20 protein-coding genes are annotated in these 14,158 nt (G+C 61.0%); 9 read left to right on the top strand and 11 right to left on the bottom strand.

Annotated features, from left to right (window positions below; all coding sequences use genetic code 11):
* The first annotated feature begins 161 nt into the window (after positions 1-161).
* From ILFOPFJJ_RS05940 to ILFOPFJJ_RS05955, 4 genes are read left to right on the top strand one after another with little or no spacing between them, the layout of a single operon-like run.
* Positions 162-662 carry a type III secretion system chaperone family protein gene (locus tag ILFOPFJJ_RS05940; RefSeq protein WP_173509603.1) on the top strand — a complete coding sequence of 167 codons (501 nt, stop codon included), beginning with the start codon at positions 162-164 and terminating at the stop codon, positions 660-662.
* A 1-nt stretch (position 663) separates the two neighbouring features.
* A complete protein-coding gene (gene proC / locus ILFOPFJJ_RS05945; protein ID WP_173509604.1) occupies positions 664-1,482 on the top strand; it encodes a pyrroline-5-carboxylate reductase in 819 nt (272 codons plus the stop codon).
* A 14-nt stretch (positions 1,483-1,496) separates the two neighbouring features.
* The gene (locus tag ILFOPFJJ_RS05950; RefSeq protein WP_173509605.1) at positions 1,497-1,838 is read left to right on the top strand and encodes a tRNA-binding protein; all 342 of its coding nucleotides are present in this window, start codon (positions 1,497-1,499) and stop codon (positions 1,836-1,838) included.
* 5 nt (positions 1,839-1,843) lie between these two features.
* Positions 1,844-2,407, top strand: a complete 564-nt coding sequence (locus ILFOPFJJ_RS05955; RefSeq protein WP_173510168.1) for a dual specificity protein phosphatase family protein — start codon at positions 1,844-1,846, stop codon at positions 2,405-2,407.
* A 58-nt stretch (positions 2,408-2,465) separates the two neighbouring features.
* On the opposite strand, the gene ILFOPFJJ_RS05960 is transcribed toward ILFOPFJJ_RS05955, so the two are convergent.
* From ILFOPFJJ_RS05960 to ILFOPFJJ_RS05970, 3 genes are all read right to left on the bottom strand, one after another.
* Positions 2,466-3,848 (bottom strand): ATP-binding protein, encoded by a 1,383-nt coding sequence (locus tag ILFOPFJJ_RS05960; RefSeq protein ID WP_173509606.1) that lies wholly within the window; start codon positions 3,846-3,848, stop codon positions 2,466-2,468.
* Between the two features lie 35 nt (positions 3,849-3,883).
* Entirely contained in the window at positions 3,884-4,585 is a 702-nt protein-coding gene (locus ILFOPFJJ_RS05965; RefSeq protein ID WP_173509607.1) for a response regulator, read from the bottom strand.
* A gap of 143 nt (positions 4,586-4,728) precedes the next feature.
* Complete coding sequence (locus ILFOPFJJ_RS05970) at positions 4,729-5,211, bottom strand: MarR family winged helix-turn-helix transcriptional regulator (protein WP_173509608.1); 483 nt, start codon at positions 5,209-5,211, stop codon at positions 4,729-4,731.
* 260 nt (positions 5,212-5,471) lie between these two features.
* Here ILFOPFJJ_RS05970 and ILFOPFJJ_RS05975 point away from each other — a divergent pair, with 260 nt between their 5' ends.
* Positions 5,472-6,362, top strand: coding sequence for a branched-chain amino acid aminotransferase (locus tag ILFOPFJJ_RS05975; protein ID WP_173509609.1), 891 nt, complete (start codon positions 5,472-5,474; stop codon positions 6,360-6,362).
* A gap of 69 nt (positions 6,363-6,431) precedes the next feature.
* Here the strand turns inward: ILFOPFJJ_RS05975 and ILFOPFJJ_RS05980 are convergent, their stop codons facing one another.
* Both ILFOPFJJ_RS05980 and ILFOPFJJ_RS05985 read right to left on the bottom strand, forming a co-directional pair.
* Positions 6,432-6,698 carry a hypothetical protein gene (locus ILFOPFJJ_RS05980; RefSeq protein ID WP_173509610.1) on the bottom strand — a complete coding sequence of 89 codons (267 nt, stop codon included), beginning with the start codon at positions 6,696-6,698 and terminating at the stop codon, positions 6,432-6,434.
* Positions 6,699-7,062: 364 nt separating this feature from the next.
* Positions 7,063-7,692 carry a DUF1236 domain-containing protein gene (locus ILFOPFJJ_RS05985; protein WP_173509611.1) on the bottom strand — a complete coding sequence of 210 codons (630 nt, stop codon included), beginning with the start codon at positions 7,690-7,692 and terminating at the stop codon, positions 7,063-7,065.
* Between the two features lie 216 nt (positions 7,693-7,908).
* On the opposite strand from ILFOPFJJ_RS05985, the gene ILFOPFJJ_RS05990 reads away from it, so the two are divergent.
* Positions 7,909-8,070, top strand: a complete 162-nt coding sequence (locus ILFOPFJJ_RS05990; RefSeq protein ID WP_173509612.1) for a hypothetical protein — start codon at positions 7,909-7,911, stop codon at positions 8,068-8,070.
* A 124-nt stretch (positions 8,071-8,194) separates the two neighbouring features.
* On the top strand, positions 8,195-8,836 hold the full coding sequence (locus tag ILFOPFJJ_RS05995; RefSeq protein ID WP_173509613.1) for an MBL fold metallo-hydrolase: 642 nt from the start codon (positions 8,195-8,197) through the stop codon (positions 8,834-8,836).
* 134 nt (positions 8,837-8,970) lie between these two features.
* On the opposite strand, the gene ILFOPFJJ_RS06000 is transcribed toward ILFOPFJJ_RS05995, so the two are convergent.
* The gene (locus ILFOPFJJ_RS06000) at positions 8,971-9,408 is read right to left on the bottom strand and encodes a BA14K family protein (RefSeq protein WP_173509614.1); all 438 of its coding nucleotides are present in this window, start codon (positions 9,406-9,408) and stop codon (positions 8,971-8,973) included.
* Between the two features lie 145 nt (positions 9,409-9,553).
* Positions 9,554-9,769, bottom strand: coding sequence for a cold-shock protein (locus ILFOPFJJ_RS06005; RefSeq protein WP_128442587.1), 216 nt, complete (start codon positions 9,767-9,769; stop codon positions 9,554-9,556).
* A 345-nt stretch (positions 9,770-10,114) separates the two neighbouring features.
* Here ILFOPFJJ_RS06005 and ILFOPFJJ_RS06010 point away from each other — a divergent pair, with 345 nt between their 5' ends.
* Complete coding sequence (locus ILFOPFJJ_RS06010; RefSeq protein WP_173509615.1) at positions 10,115-10,390, top strand: hypothetical protein; 276 nt, start codon at positions 10,115-10,117, stop codon at positions 10,388-10,390.
* Between the two features lie 54 nt (positions 10,391-10,444).
* Here ILFOPFJJ_RS06010 and ILFOPFJJ_RS06015 read toward each other — a convergent pair whose 3' ends face one another.
* Entirely contained in the window at positions 10,445-11,344 is a 900-nt protein-coding gene (locus tag ILFOPFJJ_RS06015) for an EamA family transporter (protein WP_173509616.1), read from the bottom strand.
* 197 nt (positions 11,345-11,541) lie between these two features.
* Here ILFOPFJJ_RS06015 and ILFOPFJJ_RS06020 point away from each other — a divergent pair, with 197 nt between their 5' ends.
* Positions 11,542-11,991 carry a hypothetical protein gene (locus ILFOPFJJ_RS06020; protein ID WP_173509617.1) on the top strand — a complete coding sequence of 150 codons (450 nt, stop codon included), beginning with the start codon at positions 11,542-11,544 and terminating at the stop codon, positions 11,989-11,991.
* A gap of 67 nt (positions 11,992-12,058) precedes the next feature.
* Here the strand turns inward: ILFOPFJJ_RS06020 and ILFOPFJJ_RS06025 are convergent, their stop codons facing one another.
* The 3 genes from ILFOPFJJ_RS06025 to ILFOPFJJ_RS06035 form a co-directional block, all read right to left on the bottom strand.
* Positions 12,059-13,249 (bottom strand): PQQ-dependent sugar dehydrogenase, encoded by a 1,191-nt coding sequence (locus tag ILFOPFJJ_RS06025; RefSeq protein ID WP_173509618.1) that lies wholly within the window; start codon positions 13,247-13,249, stop codon positions 12,059-12,061.
* Positions 13,250-13,429: 180 nt separating this feature from the next.
* A complete protein-coding gene (locus ILFOPFJJ_RS06030; RefSeq protein WP_173509619.1) occupies positions 13,430-13,633 on the bottom strand; it encodes a hypothetical protein in 204 nt (67 codons plus the stop codon).
* Positions 13,626-14,084, bottom strand: a complete 459-nt coding sequence (locus tag ILFOPFJJ_RS06035; RefSeq protein WP_173509620.1) for a hypothetical protein — start codon at positions 14,082-14,084, stop codon at positions 13,626-13,628. Before ILFOPFJJ_RS06035 ends, ILFOPFJJ_RS06030 begins: the two co-directional genes overlap by 8 nt.
* Between the last annotated feature and the right edge of the window lie 74 nt (positions 14,085-14,158).

Below are 14,158 nucleotides of genomic sequence, written 5' to 3' on the forward strand. Positions count from 1 at the left end.
TGATGATTCGAAACGGATCACGTAAGCTCCGGGCAGGGTAAGTAAGCCAGGATGGCCGTGCGTCCAGCAATCATAGTGTGTCCGTATCTGGTATTGGGTTTGCAGCGTTGCGTTTTGTGAACGCGATCATGCGCGCCTGTGCCGCACCGTTAGGGTGATGCATGAGCCTTTTGGAAATGGAAGTCGAGCGCCAATCCAACCCGGTCGATATGATCGAGTTCGTGGCCGCAAACAACGACTGGTCGTTCGAGCGATCCGGCGAAGACGAGATCGCCATGACGGTCGAAGGTAAATGGGCGGACTATCACGTTTCCTTCTCCTGGATGGAGGAGTTCGAGGCGCTGCATCTGGCCTGCGCCTTTGACATCAAGGTGCCGGAAGGTCGCGTCAACGAGGTGATCCGGCTCCTCTCCCACATCAACGGTCAGGTGCTGATGGGGCATTTCGACCTCTGGCGCCAAGAAGAAGTCATCATCTTCCGTCAATCTCTCTTGCTCGCGGGCGGCGCGGAGCCGACGAACCAGCAGGTCGAGGTGCTGTTGTCGAGTGCGCTCGATGCTTGCGAATCCTATTTCCAGGCGTTCCAGTTCGTCGTCTGGTCCGGAATGGATGCGCAGCGTGCAGTCGATGCGGTGCTGTTCGAAACCGTCGGGGAGGCGTGAGGTGGCTGTAGCCGTTTCCGGTCCAATCGTTCTCATCGGTGCCGGCAATATGGGCGGCGCGATGCTCGGCGGCTGGCTGAAGAGCGGCGTCAAGGGCGCCGACGTCCTCGTCATCGATCCGGGCCCCCAGCCGGCGATGGCCAAGCTTATCGCCGACAATGGCGTCAGCCACGCCACGTCCGCGCCGGAAGGCGTCAAGGCAGGCGTGATCTTCCTGGCTGTCAAACCCCAGGTCATGGATGCGGTATTGCCGCCGCTCAAAGGGCTCGTCGGTCCCGAAACGGTCATCGTTTCCGTCGCCGCCGGCAAGACGCTCGGTTTCATCGAAAGCCATCTGGGCGAAGCTGCAACCGTGCGGGCCATGCCGAACACGCCGGCGATGATCGGCCGCGGCGTGACGGGCGCATACGCGAATGCTCACGTGACGGACGCGCAGCGTGCGCTGGTTCACGACCTTCTTAAGGTCAGCGGCCCTGTCGAATGGGTCGAGACCGAAGCCGACATCGATGCCGTCACGGCCGTTTCCGGCAGCGGACCGGCCTATGTGTTCTATCTCGTCGAGTGCATGGCGGAGGCCGGGCGCAAAGCCGGTCTCAAGGCGGACCTCGCCATGCGACTCGCTCGGGAAACCGTCGCGGGGGCTGGTGAACTCCTGCATCAGTCCCCCGACGAAGCCGCGCGGTTGCGCCAGAATGTGACCTCTCCCGGTGGAACCACCGCTGCCGCGCTTGCTGTTCTTATGGCGGACGACGGAATGCAGCCGCTCTTCGACAAGGCGATTGCCGCTGGGCGCAAACGCGCCGAGGAACTGGCCGGATAATTCAGAGTGCAATCATGACCGAAACGATCTCCTTCGCCGATTTCGAGCGCGTCGACATTCGCGTCGGCACCATTATCGAAGCCGAACCGTTTCCGGAGGCGCGCAAGCCCGCCCTTAAACTGAAAATCGATTTCGGCCCGGAAATCGGCATAAAACGGTCATCCGCACAAATTACGGCGCATTACAAACCGGAGGATCTCGTCGGAAGACAGGTGCTGGGCGTGGTCAATTTTCCGCCACGTCAGATCGGTCCCGTTCGCTCCGAAGTGCTGACCCTCGGTTTTGAAGACGAGGCCGGCGCGATCGTGCTGGCGGCGACCGACAGGCCGGTTCCGAACGGCAAGAAGCTGATGTGAGTGTGATGATATTGAGCGGCGATCTGATCCATGAACGCGTCAAGGTCTCCTGCCTCTGGAGGGCGGCGGACGCAGCGCGAGAATGGCGGGCGAGCCACGTGCTTTCGCTTCTCGATCCGGAACTGCCGGAAGTGGATGTGCCGGTCATCTCCGAAGTCGCCCACCGCGTCGTGCGCATGCGTGATCAGGAAAATGCCGGTGCGACGCAGCATTTCCCCGATCTCGTTCAGGAAGTCTTCGCCGCGATGAGGCCGGTGGCCGACGATCGATCGAGCCGCATCCTTGTCCATTGCCATGCCGGCGTCAGCCGCTCGACGGCCTTCGCCTACGGCCTCATTGCCCATCAGTTGGGAGAGGGCAGGGAAGAGGAAGCCTTCGCCGCGCTGCTGACGATCACGCGCAAGCCCTGGCCGAACCGCCGAATAATCGAAATCCTCGATGCGTCCCTTGGGCGTGAGGGCAGGCTCCTTGCCCCGCTCGATGCGATGCGTGCTCGTTATCCGCTCCGGATCGAGGCTTGGCATCGCTTCAACCGTCGGCGCGGCCTGACCTCTACCTATTCGCGGTAATCCGGATCCAGAGACGACGCTTCTAAGCGGCTGCTATCCGGCGCGGCGCGGTGACTGATCACGTCGGCACGCGTACCGTTGCGCGCAAGCCACCGAGCGGGCTGTCGCCAAGAATGACGTTTCCGCCATGGCTTCGCGCGATATCGCGGGCGATCGCGAGACCGAGCCCGGTGCCGGAGCTGTCGAGATTGCGCGCCTCGTCGAGGCGGAAGAACGGCTTGAAAACATCCTCCCTGGAGCGCTCGGGGATACCCGGGCCGTCGTCGTCGACTGTGATCGTCAGCCATTTGGCACTGTGGCGCGCCTCAATTCGCACCGAGTTCGCATAGCGATAGGCATTCGAGGCCAGATTGGCGATGAGACGCGTAAAGGCCGCAGGCCTCACGCGGATGTCGTCTTCGCCTTCGATGGAGGTCGTCAGTGTCTTGCCGTATAGCTCCGCCTCGGCCGCGAGACGGGCCATGAGATCGCTGAGTTTCAGCTGGCCGACGTCCTCTTCTGCTTCGCCACGCGCGAAGGACAGGTAGCCTTCCAGCATGTTCTGCATGTCCTCGACGTCCTGGTTGAGACTTTCGAGGTCCGGATTGTTGCCGGCGAGCGCGAGCTGCAGCTTGAAGCGCGTGAGGATCGTGCGCAGATCGTGGCTGACGCCTGTCAGCATTGCAGTCCGCTGCTCGATCTGGCGCTCGATGCGCTCGCGCATCAGGATGAAGGCAAGACCGGCGCGACGGATCTCCTCGGCACCGCGCGGCGCGAAGTCGTCGATCTTCTGGCCTTTACCGAAATTTTCGGCGGCGCTCGCCAGCGCCAGGATCGGCCTGATCTGCCCGCGCAGGAAGAGGATCGCGATCGTCAGCAGCACGAGCGAGGCGCCGACCATCCAGACCAGGAAGATATGGGTGTTGGATGCATAGGCCTGGTTGCGCCGCGCATAGACCCTGAGGATACGGCCATCATCGAGCTTGATACGGATCTCGACGATCTTCGAGTTGCCGACGGTGTCGATCCAGAAGGGGCGGCGGATCTTGTCCGAAATCTCCTCGCTGAGGATCTGGTCGAGTATTTCGAAGAAGGGCTTGGGGCGTGGCGGCGGCAAATCACCGCCAGGCTCGACGGCAATGTTGAGATTGAGCTGTTCACGGGCGATGCGCACGACCTGGTCGATATCGCCATCGCGCGGAAAGGTCGTGATCAGATCGACGATTGCGGCTATGTCGCTGGTCACGGCGGCCGAGAGGCGTTGCGTGACGAGCTGCCAGTGGCGCTCCATGAAGACAAAGGCGACGACCGACTGCAGCAGCACCATCGGAATGATGACGATCAGCAGCGAGCGGGCGTAAAGGCCGATCGGCAGGCGGCGGCGCAACCACCGCGTCAGGCGTTTCCAGGCGCCGTCGCCGGGGCCCGTTCTTTCGCGCCTGATGCTGTCAAAGCTCGCCATGATTCTTTGCCGCGCTTGCCGGAATATTCCGCATGTCAGTCCACACTCAGCCGGTAGCCGATGCCGCGCACCGTCTGAAGCCAGACGGGGTTGGACGGGTCGTCCTCGATCTTGCGCCTCAGCCGGTTGATTTGCACGTCGATCGTCCGCTCGCCAACCTCGGCATCGTCTCCGATCAGTTCATGCCGGGGGATGGTTTCGCCGGCGCGCTGGGAAAACAGGGTCATGATTTCCTGCTCGCGATCGGTCAGCCGGATATGGTCGGCGCCGCGGCGAAGCTCCTTGCGGACCACGGAAAAGGTGTAGGGTCCGAAAATGACCTGATCGACCTTCGGTGCCTGGGTTGGCTGGTTGCGGCGCAGGATGTTGTTGATCCTAAGCACGAGTTCGCGCGGCTCAAAAGGCTTCGGCAGATAGTCGTCCGCACCGGCCTCGAGGCCTTCAATGCGCGAATTCGATTCCGCCAGCGCCGTCAGCATGATGATCGGCACTGTCTTGATCTGCCTCAGGCTCTGCGTCAGTTGAATGCCGCTCTCGCCGGGCATCATGACGTCGACGATCAGAAGGTCGAAATCGATGCCGATCAGCTTGCGCCGCGCCTCGTCGGCATCTGCTGCAGTCGTCACCCGAAAACCCTGCTCGACCAGGTAGCGGTTGAGCAGGTCGCGAATCCGCCTGTCGTCATCGACGATCAGGAGATGCGCCGCATCATCGGAGACTTTCGCTTTTACTGTCATGGCTCGACTACCCTCATTTTCCGCAAAGCCTGGCTGGCTGGATCACGCATTTCACGCGGAAGCGCGGCGGCCGCCCACCAATTCCCCGATTCCAGGGGTCTGCCTGCTTCGCTCGGAAGCTCAAAGCGCAGGCCCCATGAAGATCAGTCCGCGGCGGCATTCTTCATGTTGGCGAGAAAACGCTTCACGGTTTCACGCGCGCCGGGACCCGTTTTTGCCAATGCCTCGGCTATGCGGCGGGACTGTGGCTCCGCAAGCGCCCGCGCCAGTGCTTTGCCTTCCTCGGTGGTGTAGAGCATTCGCTGCCGCCTGTCCTCAGGACCGGTTACCTGCCGAATATAGCCGGAATCGATGAGCTGCTTCAGCACGCGCGCGAGGCTCTGCTTGGTGATCTTCAGTGTATCGAGAAGATCGGCAACGGTCATGCCGGGCTCACGGTTGACGAAGTGCACCACGCGGTGATGCGCGCGGCCGAAGCCGCTCTTTTCGAGTATTGCGTCCGGGTCGCCGGTGAAGTCGCGATAGGCAAAGAACAGCAGTTCGATGATCTCGAAATCTATCGTGTCTTCGTCCTCACCGACAACTTCGGTCAGGTAATCGGTGTTGTCCTTGGGTCGGCCGGGCACGCAGTCATTTCCTTTCAACCAAATTGCACTTCGCGAAATATATCGCAAAATATGTCAGTTTTGTTGACATATTTTTACCGCGTTGATAGCGGTCGGTTCGTCGGGCGAGATATCGGACCCGTTGGAGGATATGCCGCGCGTTTCGGTTCGCAAATCCAAAATCGTGAAATTGAATTTTCCCTCAGTCTGTTTGCCGATAAACTGGAAACAGCAAGATAATCAACAGTAGATATGGTGCATAGGCGCCGGAGGATAACACCATGGCAGCTATTCCTTTTGATCAGTTGGACGGTGAAATCTGGTTCAACGGCGAGTTCGTGCCCTGGAAGGATGCCAAGATACATGTGCTGACACATGGGCTGCATTACGCAAGCGCCGTATTCGAAGGCGAACGCGCCTATGGCGGGCGCATCTTCAAGCTCACGGAACACAATCAGCGGCTCCACCAGTCGGCGGACATCCTGGGTTTCAAGATTCCCTATTCGGTCGAGGAACTCGACAGCGCCAGCAAGGAGTTGCTGACGCGCCAGGCTTTTTCCGAGGCTTACGTGCGTCCGATCGCCTGGCGCGGCAGCGAGCAGATGGGCGTCTCCGCGCAGAACAGCCGCATCAACGTCGCCATCGCCATTTGGCAATGGGGCAGCTATTTCAACCCCGCGGAAAAGTTGAAGGGCATTCGTCTCGATATCGCCGAGTATCGCCGTCCCGATCCCAGAACCGCTCCGTCGAAGTCGAAGGCGGCGGGCCTCTACATGATCTGCACGATCTCCAAGCACGCGGCCGAAGCCAAGGGTTATGCGGATGCGCTGATGCTCGACTGGCGCGGCCAGGTGGCCGAGGCGACAGGCGCCAACGTCTTCTTCGTCAGGGACGGCGTTCTGCATACGCCTGTGCCGGACTGCTTCCTCGACGGTATCACGCGGCGAACCGTCATCGAGCTTGCCAAGCGCCGAGGCTATGAGGTGGTTGAACGGGTGATCATGCCGGAAGAGCTTTCCGGTTTTTCGGAATGCTTCCTGACCGGCTCGGCCGCCGAGGTCACGCCGGTATCCGAGATCGGCCCCTATCGCTTCACGCCGGCCGCGATCACCGAAACGCTGATGAACGACTATACGAAGGAAGTTCATCCGGTCGCCGCCGCAGCGGAATAGAAGCATCGGAAACAGAAAAGGCGGCCCGCGGCCGCCTTTTGTCTTGCTACGGATATTGTTCGCGAGACTTCATGCTGTTTTGCCGAGGAATTGTCCTACGAGGCCGCTCAACACGCCGCCGCCGACAACGCCGCCAATTGCCTGCATGACAAGGCCGGTGGCGGCTGCTTCCCCGCCGAGCATCTGGATCAGGAACCCGCCGCCAAGGCCCCCGATGGCTCCGACGATCGTGCGTGCGACGACCCCGAATGCCTGCTGCTTCAGCATGGCGCTGGCCGCGTTGCCACCAGCCGCCCCCGCGATCAACTGGGTAATGATAGGCATTAATGCTTCCATTGATCCCTCCGTCTTGCGGCCCTCGTCCGAGAGTCGCGATGCGCCGATGATCCGGCACGGTCAGGTTGAGACCGAAACTGGAAGCTTGTCAATTTTGCCGTCGCGGCTGTGCGGGGCGGTCGTTGCGGATAGTGCCTGGCAGAGTGCCGGAGTCCCTATAAGACTCTGATCTATATCACTAGTTCTTCTTTTTATCGTCGCTTGGCTGTTGAAGGATGCAGTTTGCAGAAGTCAAGGATTTCTTCCGCCGCAGAGGCGCATATGCGCGCGTGATTCGGCGCATCACTGGTCTCCAGCGCGCCTAACGTGGCGCGCTGTGTCCTGTTGGGAGGGGAGGCTAGCGGAGCCCGGATCCTCGGCCGTGTCAGCGATAGACGTAGACGATGCGCCGTGTCGCAGGTTCTACCAGAACGGGCTGTCCGTTCACGCTGACATATTGGTAATCGTAGTCCGGGATCTGCTGGACGGCGACCGTGTTCGGCAATGCGGCGCCGACCACGACCTCACCATCGAGATAGACCGTATCGGCAGGATTTTGGGTGATGTAGGTGCGCACCGCCGGTGGCGGCGTGATGGCATCAACCTCCTCGACCGGCCCGATCAGTTCAAGTGGTTCCGGGCTGGTGGCAATCACCGGATCCCCAGGCTGCACTTCATAGGTCACGGCGGGGATGGGGAGATCCGCGCGCCGCTGCTCGATGACGACGGTGGACCCGCCCATATCGGTTGCGAGATATCTGGCATAGGCCCAGCCGCGCATACCGTTGACGCTGATCCGGCACCAATTGCTGCCTTGGATGCATCCGTCAAGAACCGCGGGGCTGCCGCGCGTCGCAAGACCGATCGCCGGATATTGCGGCCCCGGGCCTGCGCGGATGTTCAGATCCGTAACCGCGGTTGCGCTCATTGCTGCATAACCCGTCGACGCGCCGGCGGCGAGCATCAAACCCGCTGCCGCGACCGCTCGAAACAGGTGGGGGGAAGGGGTTTTCATCGTCTTGCTCCTCTTACGTGATGGAGGCGAAACGCCTCGTGCAGCCGGGATGTTCCCCCTGTGACATCACTAAATGTGAGGATGAGACACATTGCTTTCAGAGGAGCGATCAGGTCGAGAAGGCCGGCCGTCGCGATCCTCGAACGGCCGCTTGAAGCGCCGGTACTTTCCCGTCCCGGAATGGGGGGCGGTCTGTTGCAATCCGGGGGCGATGAAATGAAGCAGGGACTCATCGACGAAAGCAGGACCACGGCCCAGCGGCTTCGCCCGCTGGTGATCGTCGTAGTGGCATCGGAACTGGCGGTATCGGCCCTGCTGCTGACGACAGTGCAATTCCCTTCGCCAACACCTGCACCGGAAATCGCCGCGCTGCGCTGAATTGGGCTGTCATCCCACCCATATGACGCTATAGGTGGCGCGAAACAGGTCCAGATCGGAACGGGAAGCGTGGAGGTACGCCTGCATCAACCCTGAAAACGATCCAGCAGCGAGGCGCGGTTGCATGTTACAGGCGGGCATTATCCCGGTTACGCATTTCGAGCAGAACTGTACGGTGCTGTTCGACAGTGAAACCAAAGAGGGCGTGATCGTCGATCCGGGCGGCGACGTCGATATCATCCTGCAGACCATTCGTGAGAACGGTATCACGCTGAAAGCGATATGGCTTACGCATGGCCACATCGATCACGCCGGCGGCGCCAAGGAGCTGAAGGAGGCGCTCGGGCTCGAGATCATCGGCCCGCACAAGGACGACCAGCCCCTGCTTGAGCGATTGGAGAGCCAGGCGGAGCGCTTCGGCCTGACGATGAAGGTGCAGAATGTCCTGCCCGACAGGTGGCTCGAAGATGGCGATACGGTCTCCTTCGGCGATCATGTTTTCGAAGTGCTGCATTGCCCGGGTCATGCGCCGGGCCACGTGGTTTACTTCAACCGGGTGCAGAACTTCGCCCATGTCGGTGACGTGCTCTTCCACGGTTCGATCGGGCGCACCGATTTGCCGGGCGGCAACCACCAGCAACTGCTTGCCTCGATTCGCGACAAGATCCTGCCGCTCGGTGACAATGTCGGATTCATTTGCGGCCACGGCCCGGGCGGACAGATCGGCGAGGAGCGCCGCAGCAATCCTTATCTCAGGGGTCTCTGATATTGCTGGATGTTTCCTTCGTGAACGATCGAAGGAAACATGCAGTGGCTACAGGTGGCCGGGAGAAACAAGAAGGCACATGCCTCGCGCGAGGCATGTGCCTTCTCGTTTAAGCCTATTGCGTTCAAATGAGATCAGCCGGCGCTGCAGAAATGCCGGAGACCGTCATAGCCGACGAAGGTGCCGGAGTCCGGATCGAACGAGCGGTAGCGCTGCGAGCAATAGCGGTACCAGGCCGGCGTCCAGGGCTCGAGGTCATAGCTATCGACAACGACTTGGCGATAGACCGGGCGGGCCTGATAGACCGGGCGCGGCTGGTAAACGGGGCGAGGCTGATAGACCGGGCGCGGTTCATAATATTCGGGTTCCGGATCGACATAGACCGGCTCGTTGTAGTAGCGCGGCTGCGAGGCGATCGCGCCGCCGATGAGCGTGCCTGCGACCAGGCCCACGGCGCCCGCCGCCCACGCGTCATCGTGATCGCGACCTCCTGCTTGGGCGGTACCGACGGTCGGGAGAACCATGGTGGCTGCGGCAACCGAGAGAACGGCGGCTTTGAAGAACTTGTTCATGGGCTTCAATCCTATGCATGGGGCCGGAATCAGTTCCGGTTTTCATGATGGCCGGACTCTATGGCGCCCAAACTGAACGGAGCCTGAATGAAAAAACCCGGCAAGATTGCCGGGCTCCAACTTGAATCTGTCAACAGGCGCCGTATCAGCCGGCGATCTGCAGGTTGACCGCCTTCGGGCCTTTGCCGCGGCGATCGGGTTCGGTGTCGAAGCTTACTTTCTGATTTTCCGTGAGACCGCTCAGGCCCGAAGCCTGCACGGCAGAAATATGTACGAAGATGTCTGCACCACCGTTGTCAGGCTTGATGAAACCAAAGCCCTTGTCGGTGTTGAAGAATTTTACAGTGCCAGTTTCGGCCATGCGTCAGGTCCTTTTCTCTCCACCCGCTTGACGGCGCGGGCAGCATTGCAGTTTTGCCCAAAATGGGCGTGGGGGCAGGCAGTTCTCGACATTTGAGGAAAGGGTCCTGTTCTCGCAGCCAGCCATAGGAAGGGAAAATAAGCCTCCCCCCGGTCTGGCCGCCCGGAGTGGTTTGCGTCTCCGGCCCGCTTATATTCAAGATCTTCCCGTGTTCGCAGATTGCCCGAACAGAGTAAGAGTGATGGGTTTATTTTGAATTGGCAAGCAAAACTTTTCTGACGAGGTATTGCCGCTTCCCATTGCTCAAAAACCGGTCAGTTGCGGTTTAGGCGTGGAATATTCGGAATGCATCGCAAGCTGTTGAAATCACAGCTTTTTGAACAAAGCTGCGATTTGGCTGGACTGTTTGCGCCATATTCTGTCGCTCTCGATCATGCCGCTGCTTTGTGCAGCCTCGCCGAAAAATCGCAAGCGTCTGATATGTCTCATGTTCCGCACGCGATCAAAGCGGAGCCGCAAATTTTGCAGAAAAACTGCAAGGAATACTACGGTGCTCTCGCGCGGCGCGCCAGAGCGTCTCGATTTGAAGCAAAAGCGGCGCTGTTGGACAGTAATAAGTAATACGGTAAGTTCAGCTTGCCAGCAGTGCAGAAGATCTTGCCGCGGCACGCCGCTTCAAGCGGCTGCTTCCGCCTCCTGGCGCCTTCTCGCCAGTTCCGGAACAAGCTCGACCGCCAGCATCGCGACGAAGATGACGGCACAGCCGACGTAACCGATCGGCGTGATGACTTCGTCAAGCAGCAGTACGCCGAAAAGGGCGGCGAACAGGGCTTCGCTCGACAGGAAGATCGCCGCCTGTGGCGCCGTCGTGTAGCGTTGGCCGACAACCTGGCAGATGAAGGCAACGCCGCTCGAAAAAACTCCGGCGTAAAGGATCTGGGGCAGGGCGTTCCTGATCACATCGAGGCTGAGGGGTTCGGAGAAGGCTGCGAACAGGCAACCGAGTGCGGCGCAGACGGCGAATTGCACCATCGACAGCAGCATCGGCCGACCGGTATGGGAGGCGAAGATGCCGACGAGCAGCATCTGGATCGCCCAGAAGACGGCGCAGACGATTGTCAGAAGGTCTCCGCCGGTCAGGCTCGACAGAGCTCCGCCGCTCAACAGGTAGATGCCGAAGCTCGCAAGCAAGGCACCCGGCCAGATGACCCAGTGCGGCTTGCGGCGCAGGAACACGACGGTCAGTATCGGCACGAAGACGACGTAGAGGCCCGTCAGAAAGCCGGAGTTGGTGACGCTGGTGGTCAGCAGCCCGAACTGCTGCGTCACCGCGCCGCCGAAGAGCGCCAGGCCGATGAAAACGAAGTTGCGGATCGACTTGCGCGGAAGCGGAGCCGTGGAGAGCCTCGTTTCGACCAGCGCCAGCGGCAGCGCGACGATCGTCGCGATCGCGAAGCGAAGGCCGATGAACCAGAGCGGACCGATTGCCTCCATCGCCGTCGACTGGGCGACGAAACCAGCGCCCCAGATCGCGCCGGAAAACAGCAGGAAGAGATTGGCCTGGAGGCGAGTCACGGCTGTGCTCCCGGATCGTAACGGTTTTTGGATCGAAGCAATCCAAAGCCATGCCGCTCCGGTAATTGCCTTGCCGCTCTATCAGTTGCGTTTTTGCCGGGCAAGCCTCATCCTCGCGCTTTCGTTGTGGCTAAAAAACCGGCGACGCTACGATGACGCTCGACAAATCGGGGCCTGCAGCCACGGAGGAAACGGCAATGAGCAGCGCCGGCTATTCCGGAACGCCGCTGGCAAAAAAGCTCGGCCTGCGCGACGGGCAGGCCGCGCTCCTTCTCGCCGTTCCGGCCGAACTTCCCGAGATTGCAGCCTTCCCCGGTCTTGCGCTCGTCGAGACGTCGCTCATGGATCTCTCGATCGACCGCGTCGCCTCGCGCCGCTATGACTACATCCATGTCTTCGAAACCGAGCGTACCGCGCTCGAAGCCCGGGCCGTGCTGCTCGCAGCGCGGCTGAAGGCCGATGGAATGTTCTGGGTTTCTTGGCCGAAGAGGGCCTCGGGTGTTGCGACGACCCTGACCGAGGATGCCTTGCGCGAGATATTTCTGCCGCTCGATCTCGTCGACGTGAAGGTCTGTGCCGTCGATTTGACCTGGTCGGGGCTCAAGTTCATGTTTCGCAAGGAAGTGCGGGCGTCGCTTCGGACATGATCCAACGCTTCGGACCCCGAAATTCCGGACTGAAAACCTCTCGTTTCTGGAATTGCTCCAGACGCTGTTATTGCGTCGGGGCCTTGGAGACCCGGAGTACGGCGCCATTTTCTTCGTCGGTCACCATCAGAAGCGCGCCGTCCGGTGCGACGATCACGTCCCGAATGCGGCCGAATTCGCCATCGAACAGCCGCTCCTCGGAGGTGATCGCGCCATTTTCGTCCCGCTCCAGACGGGCGAGCAGCTTGTATTTCAGCGCCGCGATCAGCAGGTCGCCGTCCCATTCCGGAAACATGCTGCCGCGGTAAACCGCAAGCGCTCCCGGGGCGATCGACGGATCCCAATAGTAGAGCGGCTGTTCATAGCCCTCCTTGGCCGTGCCTTCGCCGATCTCCGCGCCGGAGTAATCCTTGCCGTAGGTGACCACCGGCCAGCCGTAGTTCTTGCCCGGCTGTGGATTGTTCACTTCATCGCCGCCGCGCGCGCCATGCTCGACCGTCAAAAGCCTGCCGTCGCCCTGGTCGAAAGTGATGCCTTGCGGATTGCGGTGCCCCTTCGACCAGATCTCCGCCCGACCCTCGGTGCCACCGCGGTAGGGGTTGGATGCCGGAATGCTGCCGTCGGGGTTGATGTGCAGAATGGCGCCGGCATGATCCCGCGGGTCCTGGGCGCGGTCACGCTGACCCCGATCGCCGATACCGAAGAACAGGCTGCCGTCCTTGTCGATGGCGATGCGCGAGCCGAAATGCTGGCCCCTGCCGGTGAACTTGCTCATCCGGAACAGTTCCTTCACATCGGTCAAGCTGCGCTGGTCGTCGGAGAGTTCCGCTCGGACGAGGACCGTGCCGTAGCCGCCGTCGCCGCGAGCGGAATAGGTCAGATAAAGCACGCGGTTGGTGGCGAACTTTGGATCCAGGGCGACATCGAGCAATCCGCCCTGGCCGCGTGCGGCCACGTCGGGCACACCCTCGATCGGAGGCGACAGATTGCCGCCCTGCAGAATTCGCAATCGTCCCGGGCGCTCGGTGACGATGAGCCCGCCGTCCGGCATCACCTCGACTGCCCAGGGATGGCTGAGCCCGGTTGCGAGCGTCTCGACGAGCACGGTGCCGGACTGGGTCGAAAATTCCTGCGCCCGCTGCGCGGAGACTGGCTGCGGGGCAGCGAGGCAGAGAAACCCGGAAAGCAGAGCGGCCGTGGACCGCGCCAAGCCGGCCTGGATATTGGTCAAACCTGCTTTCAAGAGCCAGCGCTGCATGGCATTCTCCGGTTTGCGTTTTCGGCCTCGCATGTTTCCTTAAATCGCAGTCGATTTAAGGAAACATGCGGCAATTCAAAGTACTACGGCGTCTTTGCGCGTCTAATGAGACGCGCGTCGCTGTAGCGTAAGCTGGGACGCAGCGGGGTGCCTTTCAAGTCAAATCGGATCAAAACGGCTTTATCGGGCGATCGAACCGGTGGTGAGCGGAACAGCGCGCTGTTCGCCGGCGAGCTCGGCCTTGGCCTTCATGTAGAAACCCTTGCCGATGAGCAGCAGACCGGCAAGGGCAACGAGGGCGATGATCGCCACGACGATCGTTTCGATTGCCGATAGTCGGGCGAGGAAGCCGGCGCGCTGTTCGGGCAGATCGTCGTCAGCCATGGTGGTGAACCCTTGCGACAACGAAGGCGGCGATCTGCTGCCGCCAGAGGGCGAAGGTCGTGCCGGACATCAGCGCCATGGCAAGCAACATCAAGCCGATCAGGATCTGCCGGTCGGCCGCAGTTGCCATCTGCGGCAGGTTCACCTGGCTGTTCGCCTCGGCGATCAGGCTTGCGGCATGCGCCGTCGGCGCGTCCGCGATGTGGTCCGCGACCACCATGGCGCGTTCGTTGCGATTCCCGACTGCCGCTTCAAACATGTTCGGTGGCTGTTGCTCGAGAAACGTGACCAGCCGCTGCGGTTCGGCCTCGGCCGTTTGCGCCGAAGCCTGTGCCATCAGACCGAGTATCATCACGATGCAGGCTGCAAGTGCTGCGAGCGCCAGGTAGAAGCCCCAGCGCACCTCGTTGCGCCGCGTGCGCGCGGCGGCGATTTCGTCATCGAGAAACATTGCATACCCCCACGATGTCAATGCATTCGCGTCAGGGTAGAAAAGACCCGGAAATCGGCTGTTGCTGGACTAAA

Origin of the sequence: Sinorhizobium psoraleae, assembly GCF_013283645.1 — a bacterium.
Lineage (GTDB): Bacteria > Pseudomonadota > Alphaproteobacteria > Rhizobiales > Rhizobiaceae > Sinorhizobium > Sinorhizobium psoraleae.

Coding starts and splice junctions, on each gene's coding strand:
- ILFOPFJJ_RS05990 (WP_173509612.1), top strand. CDS start 7,909: ATGAAGCAGGGACTCATCGACGAAAGCAGGACCACGGCCCAGCGGCTT.
- ILFOPFJJ_RS05995 (WP_173509613.1), top strand. CDS start 8,195: ATGTTACAGGCGGGCATTATCCCGGTTACGCATTTCGAGCAGAACTGT.
- ILFOPFJJ_RS06005 (WP_128442587.1), bottom strand. CDS start 9,769: ATGGCCGAAACTGGCACTGTAAAATTCTTCAACACCGACAAGGGCTTT.
- ILFOPFJJ_RS05980 (WP_173509610.1), bottom strand. CDS start 6,698: ATGGAAGCATTAATGCCTATCATTACCCAGTTGATCGCGGGGGCGGCT.
- ILFOPFJJ_RS06010 (WP_173509615.1), top strand. CDS start 10,115: ATGCATCGCAAGCTGTTGAAATCACAGCTTTTTGAACAAAGCTGCGAT.
- ILFOPFJJ_RS06020 (WP_173509617.1), top strand. CDS start 11,542: ATGAGCAGCGCCGGCTATTCCGGAACGCCGCTGGCAAAAAAGCTCGGC.
- ILFOPFJJ_RS06035 (WP_173509620.1), bottom strand. CDS start 14,084: ATGTTTCTCGATGACGAAATCGCCGCCGCGCGCACGCGGCGCAACGAG.
- ILFOPFJJ_RS05940 (WP_173509603.1), top strand. CDS start 162: ATGAGCCTTTTGGAAATGGAAGTCGAGCGCCAATCCAACCCGGTCGAT.
- ILFOPFJJ_RS05960 (WP_173509606.1), bottom strand. CDS start 3,848: ATGGCGAGCTTTGACAGCATCAGGCGCGAAAGAACGGGCCCCGGCGAC.
- ILFOPFJJ_RS06000 (WP_173509614.1), bottom strand. CDS start 9,408: ATGAACAAGTTCTTCAAAGCCGCCGTTCTCTCGGTTGCCGCAGCCACC.
- ILFOPFJJ_RS05950 (WP_173509605.1), top strand. CDS start 1,497: ATGACCGAAACGATCTCCTTCGCCGATTTCGAGCGCGTCGACATTCGC.
- ILFOPFJJ_RS06025 (WP_173509618.1), bottom strand. CDS start 13,249: ATGCAGCGCTGGCTCTTGAAAGCAGGTTTGACCAATATCCAGGCCGGC.
- ILFOPFJJ_RS06030 (WP_173509619.1), bottom strand. CDS start 13,633: ATGGCTGACGACGATCTGCCCGAACAGCGCGCCGGCTTCCTCGCCCGA.
- ILFOPFJJ_RS05955 (WP_173510168.1), top strand. CDS start 1,844: ATGATATTGAGCGGCGATCTGATCCATGAACGCGTCAAGGTCTCCTGC.
- ILFOPFJJ_RS05975 (WP_173509609.1), top strand. CDS start 5,472: ATGGCAGCTATTCCTTTTGATCAGTTGGACGGTGAAATCTGGTTCAAC.
- ILFOPFJJ_RS05965 (WP_173509607.1), bottom strand. CDS start 4,585: ATGACAGTAAAAGCGAAAGTCTCCGATGATGCGGCGCATCTCCTGATC.
- ILFOPFJJ_RS05985 (WP_173509611.1), bottom strand. CDS start 7,692: ATGAAAACCCCTTCCCCCCACCTGTTTCGAGCGGTCGCGGCAGCGGGT.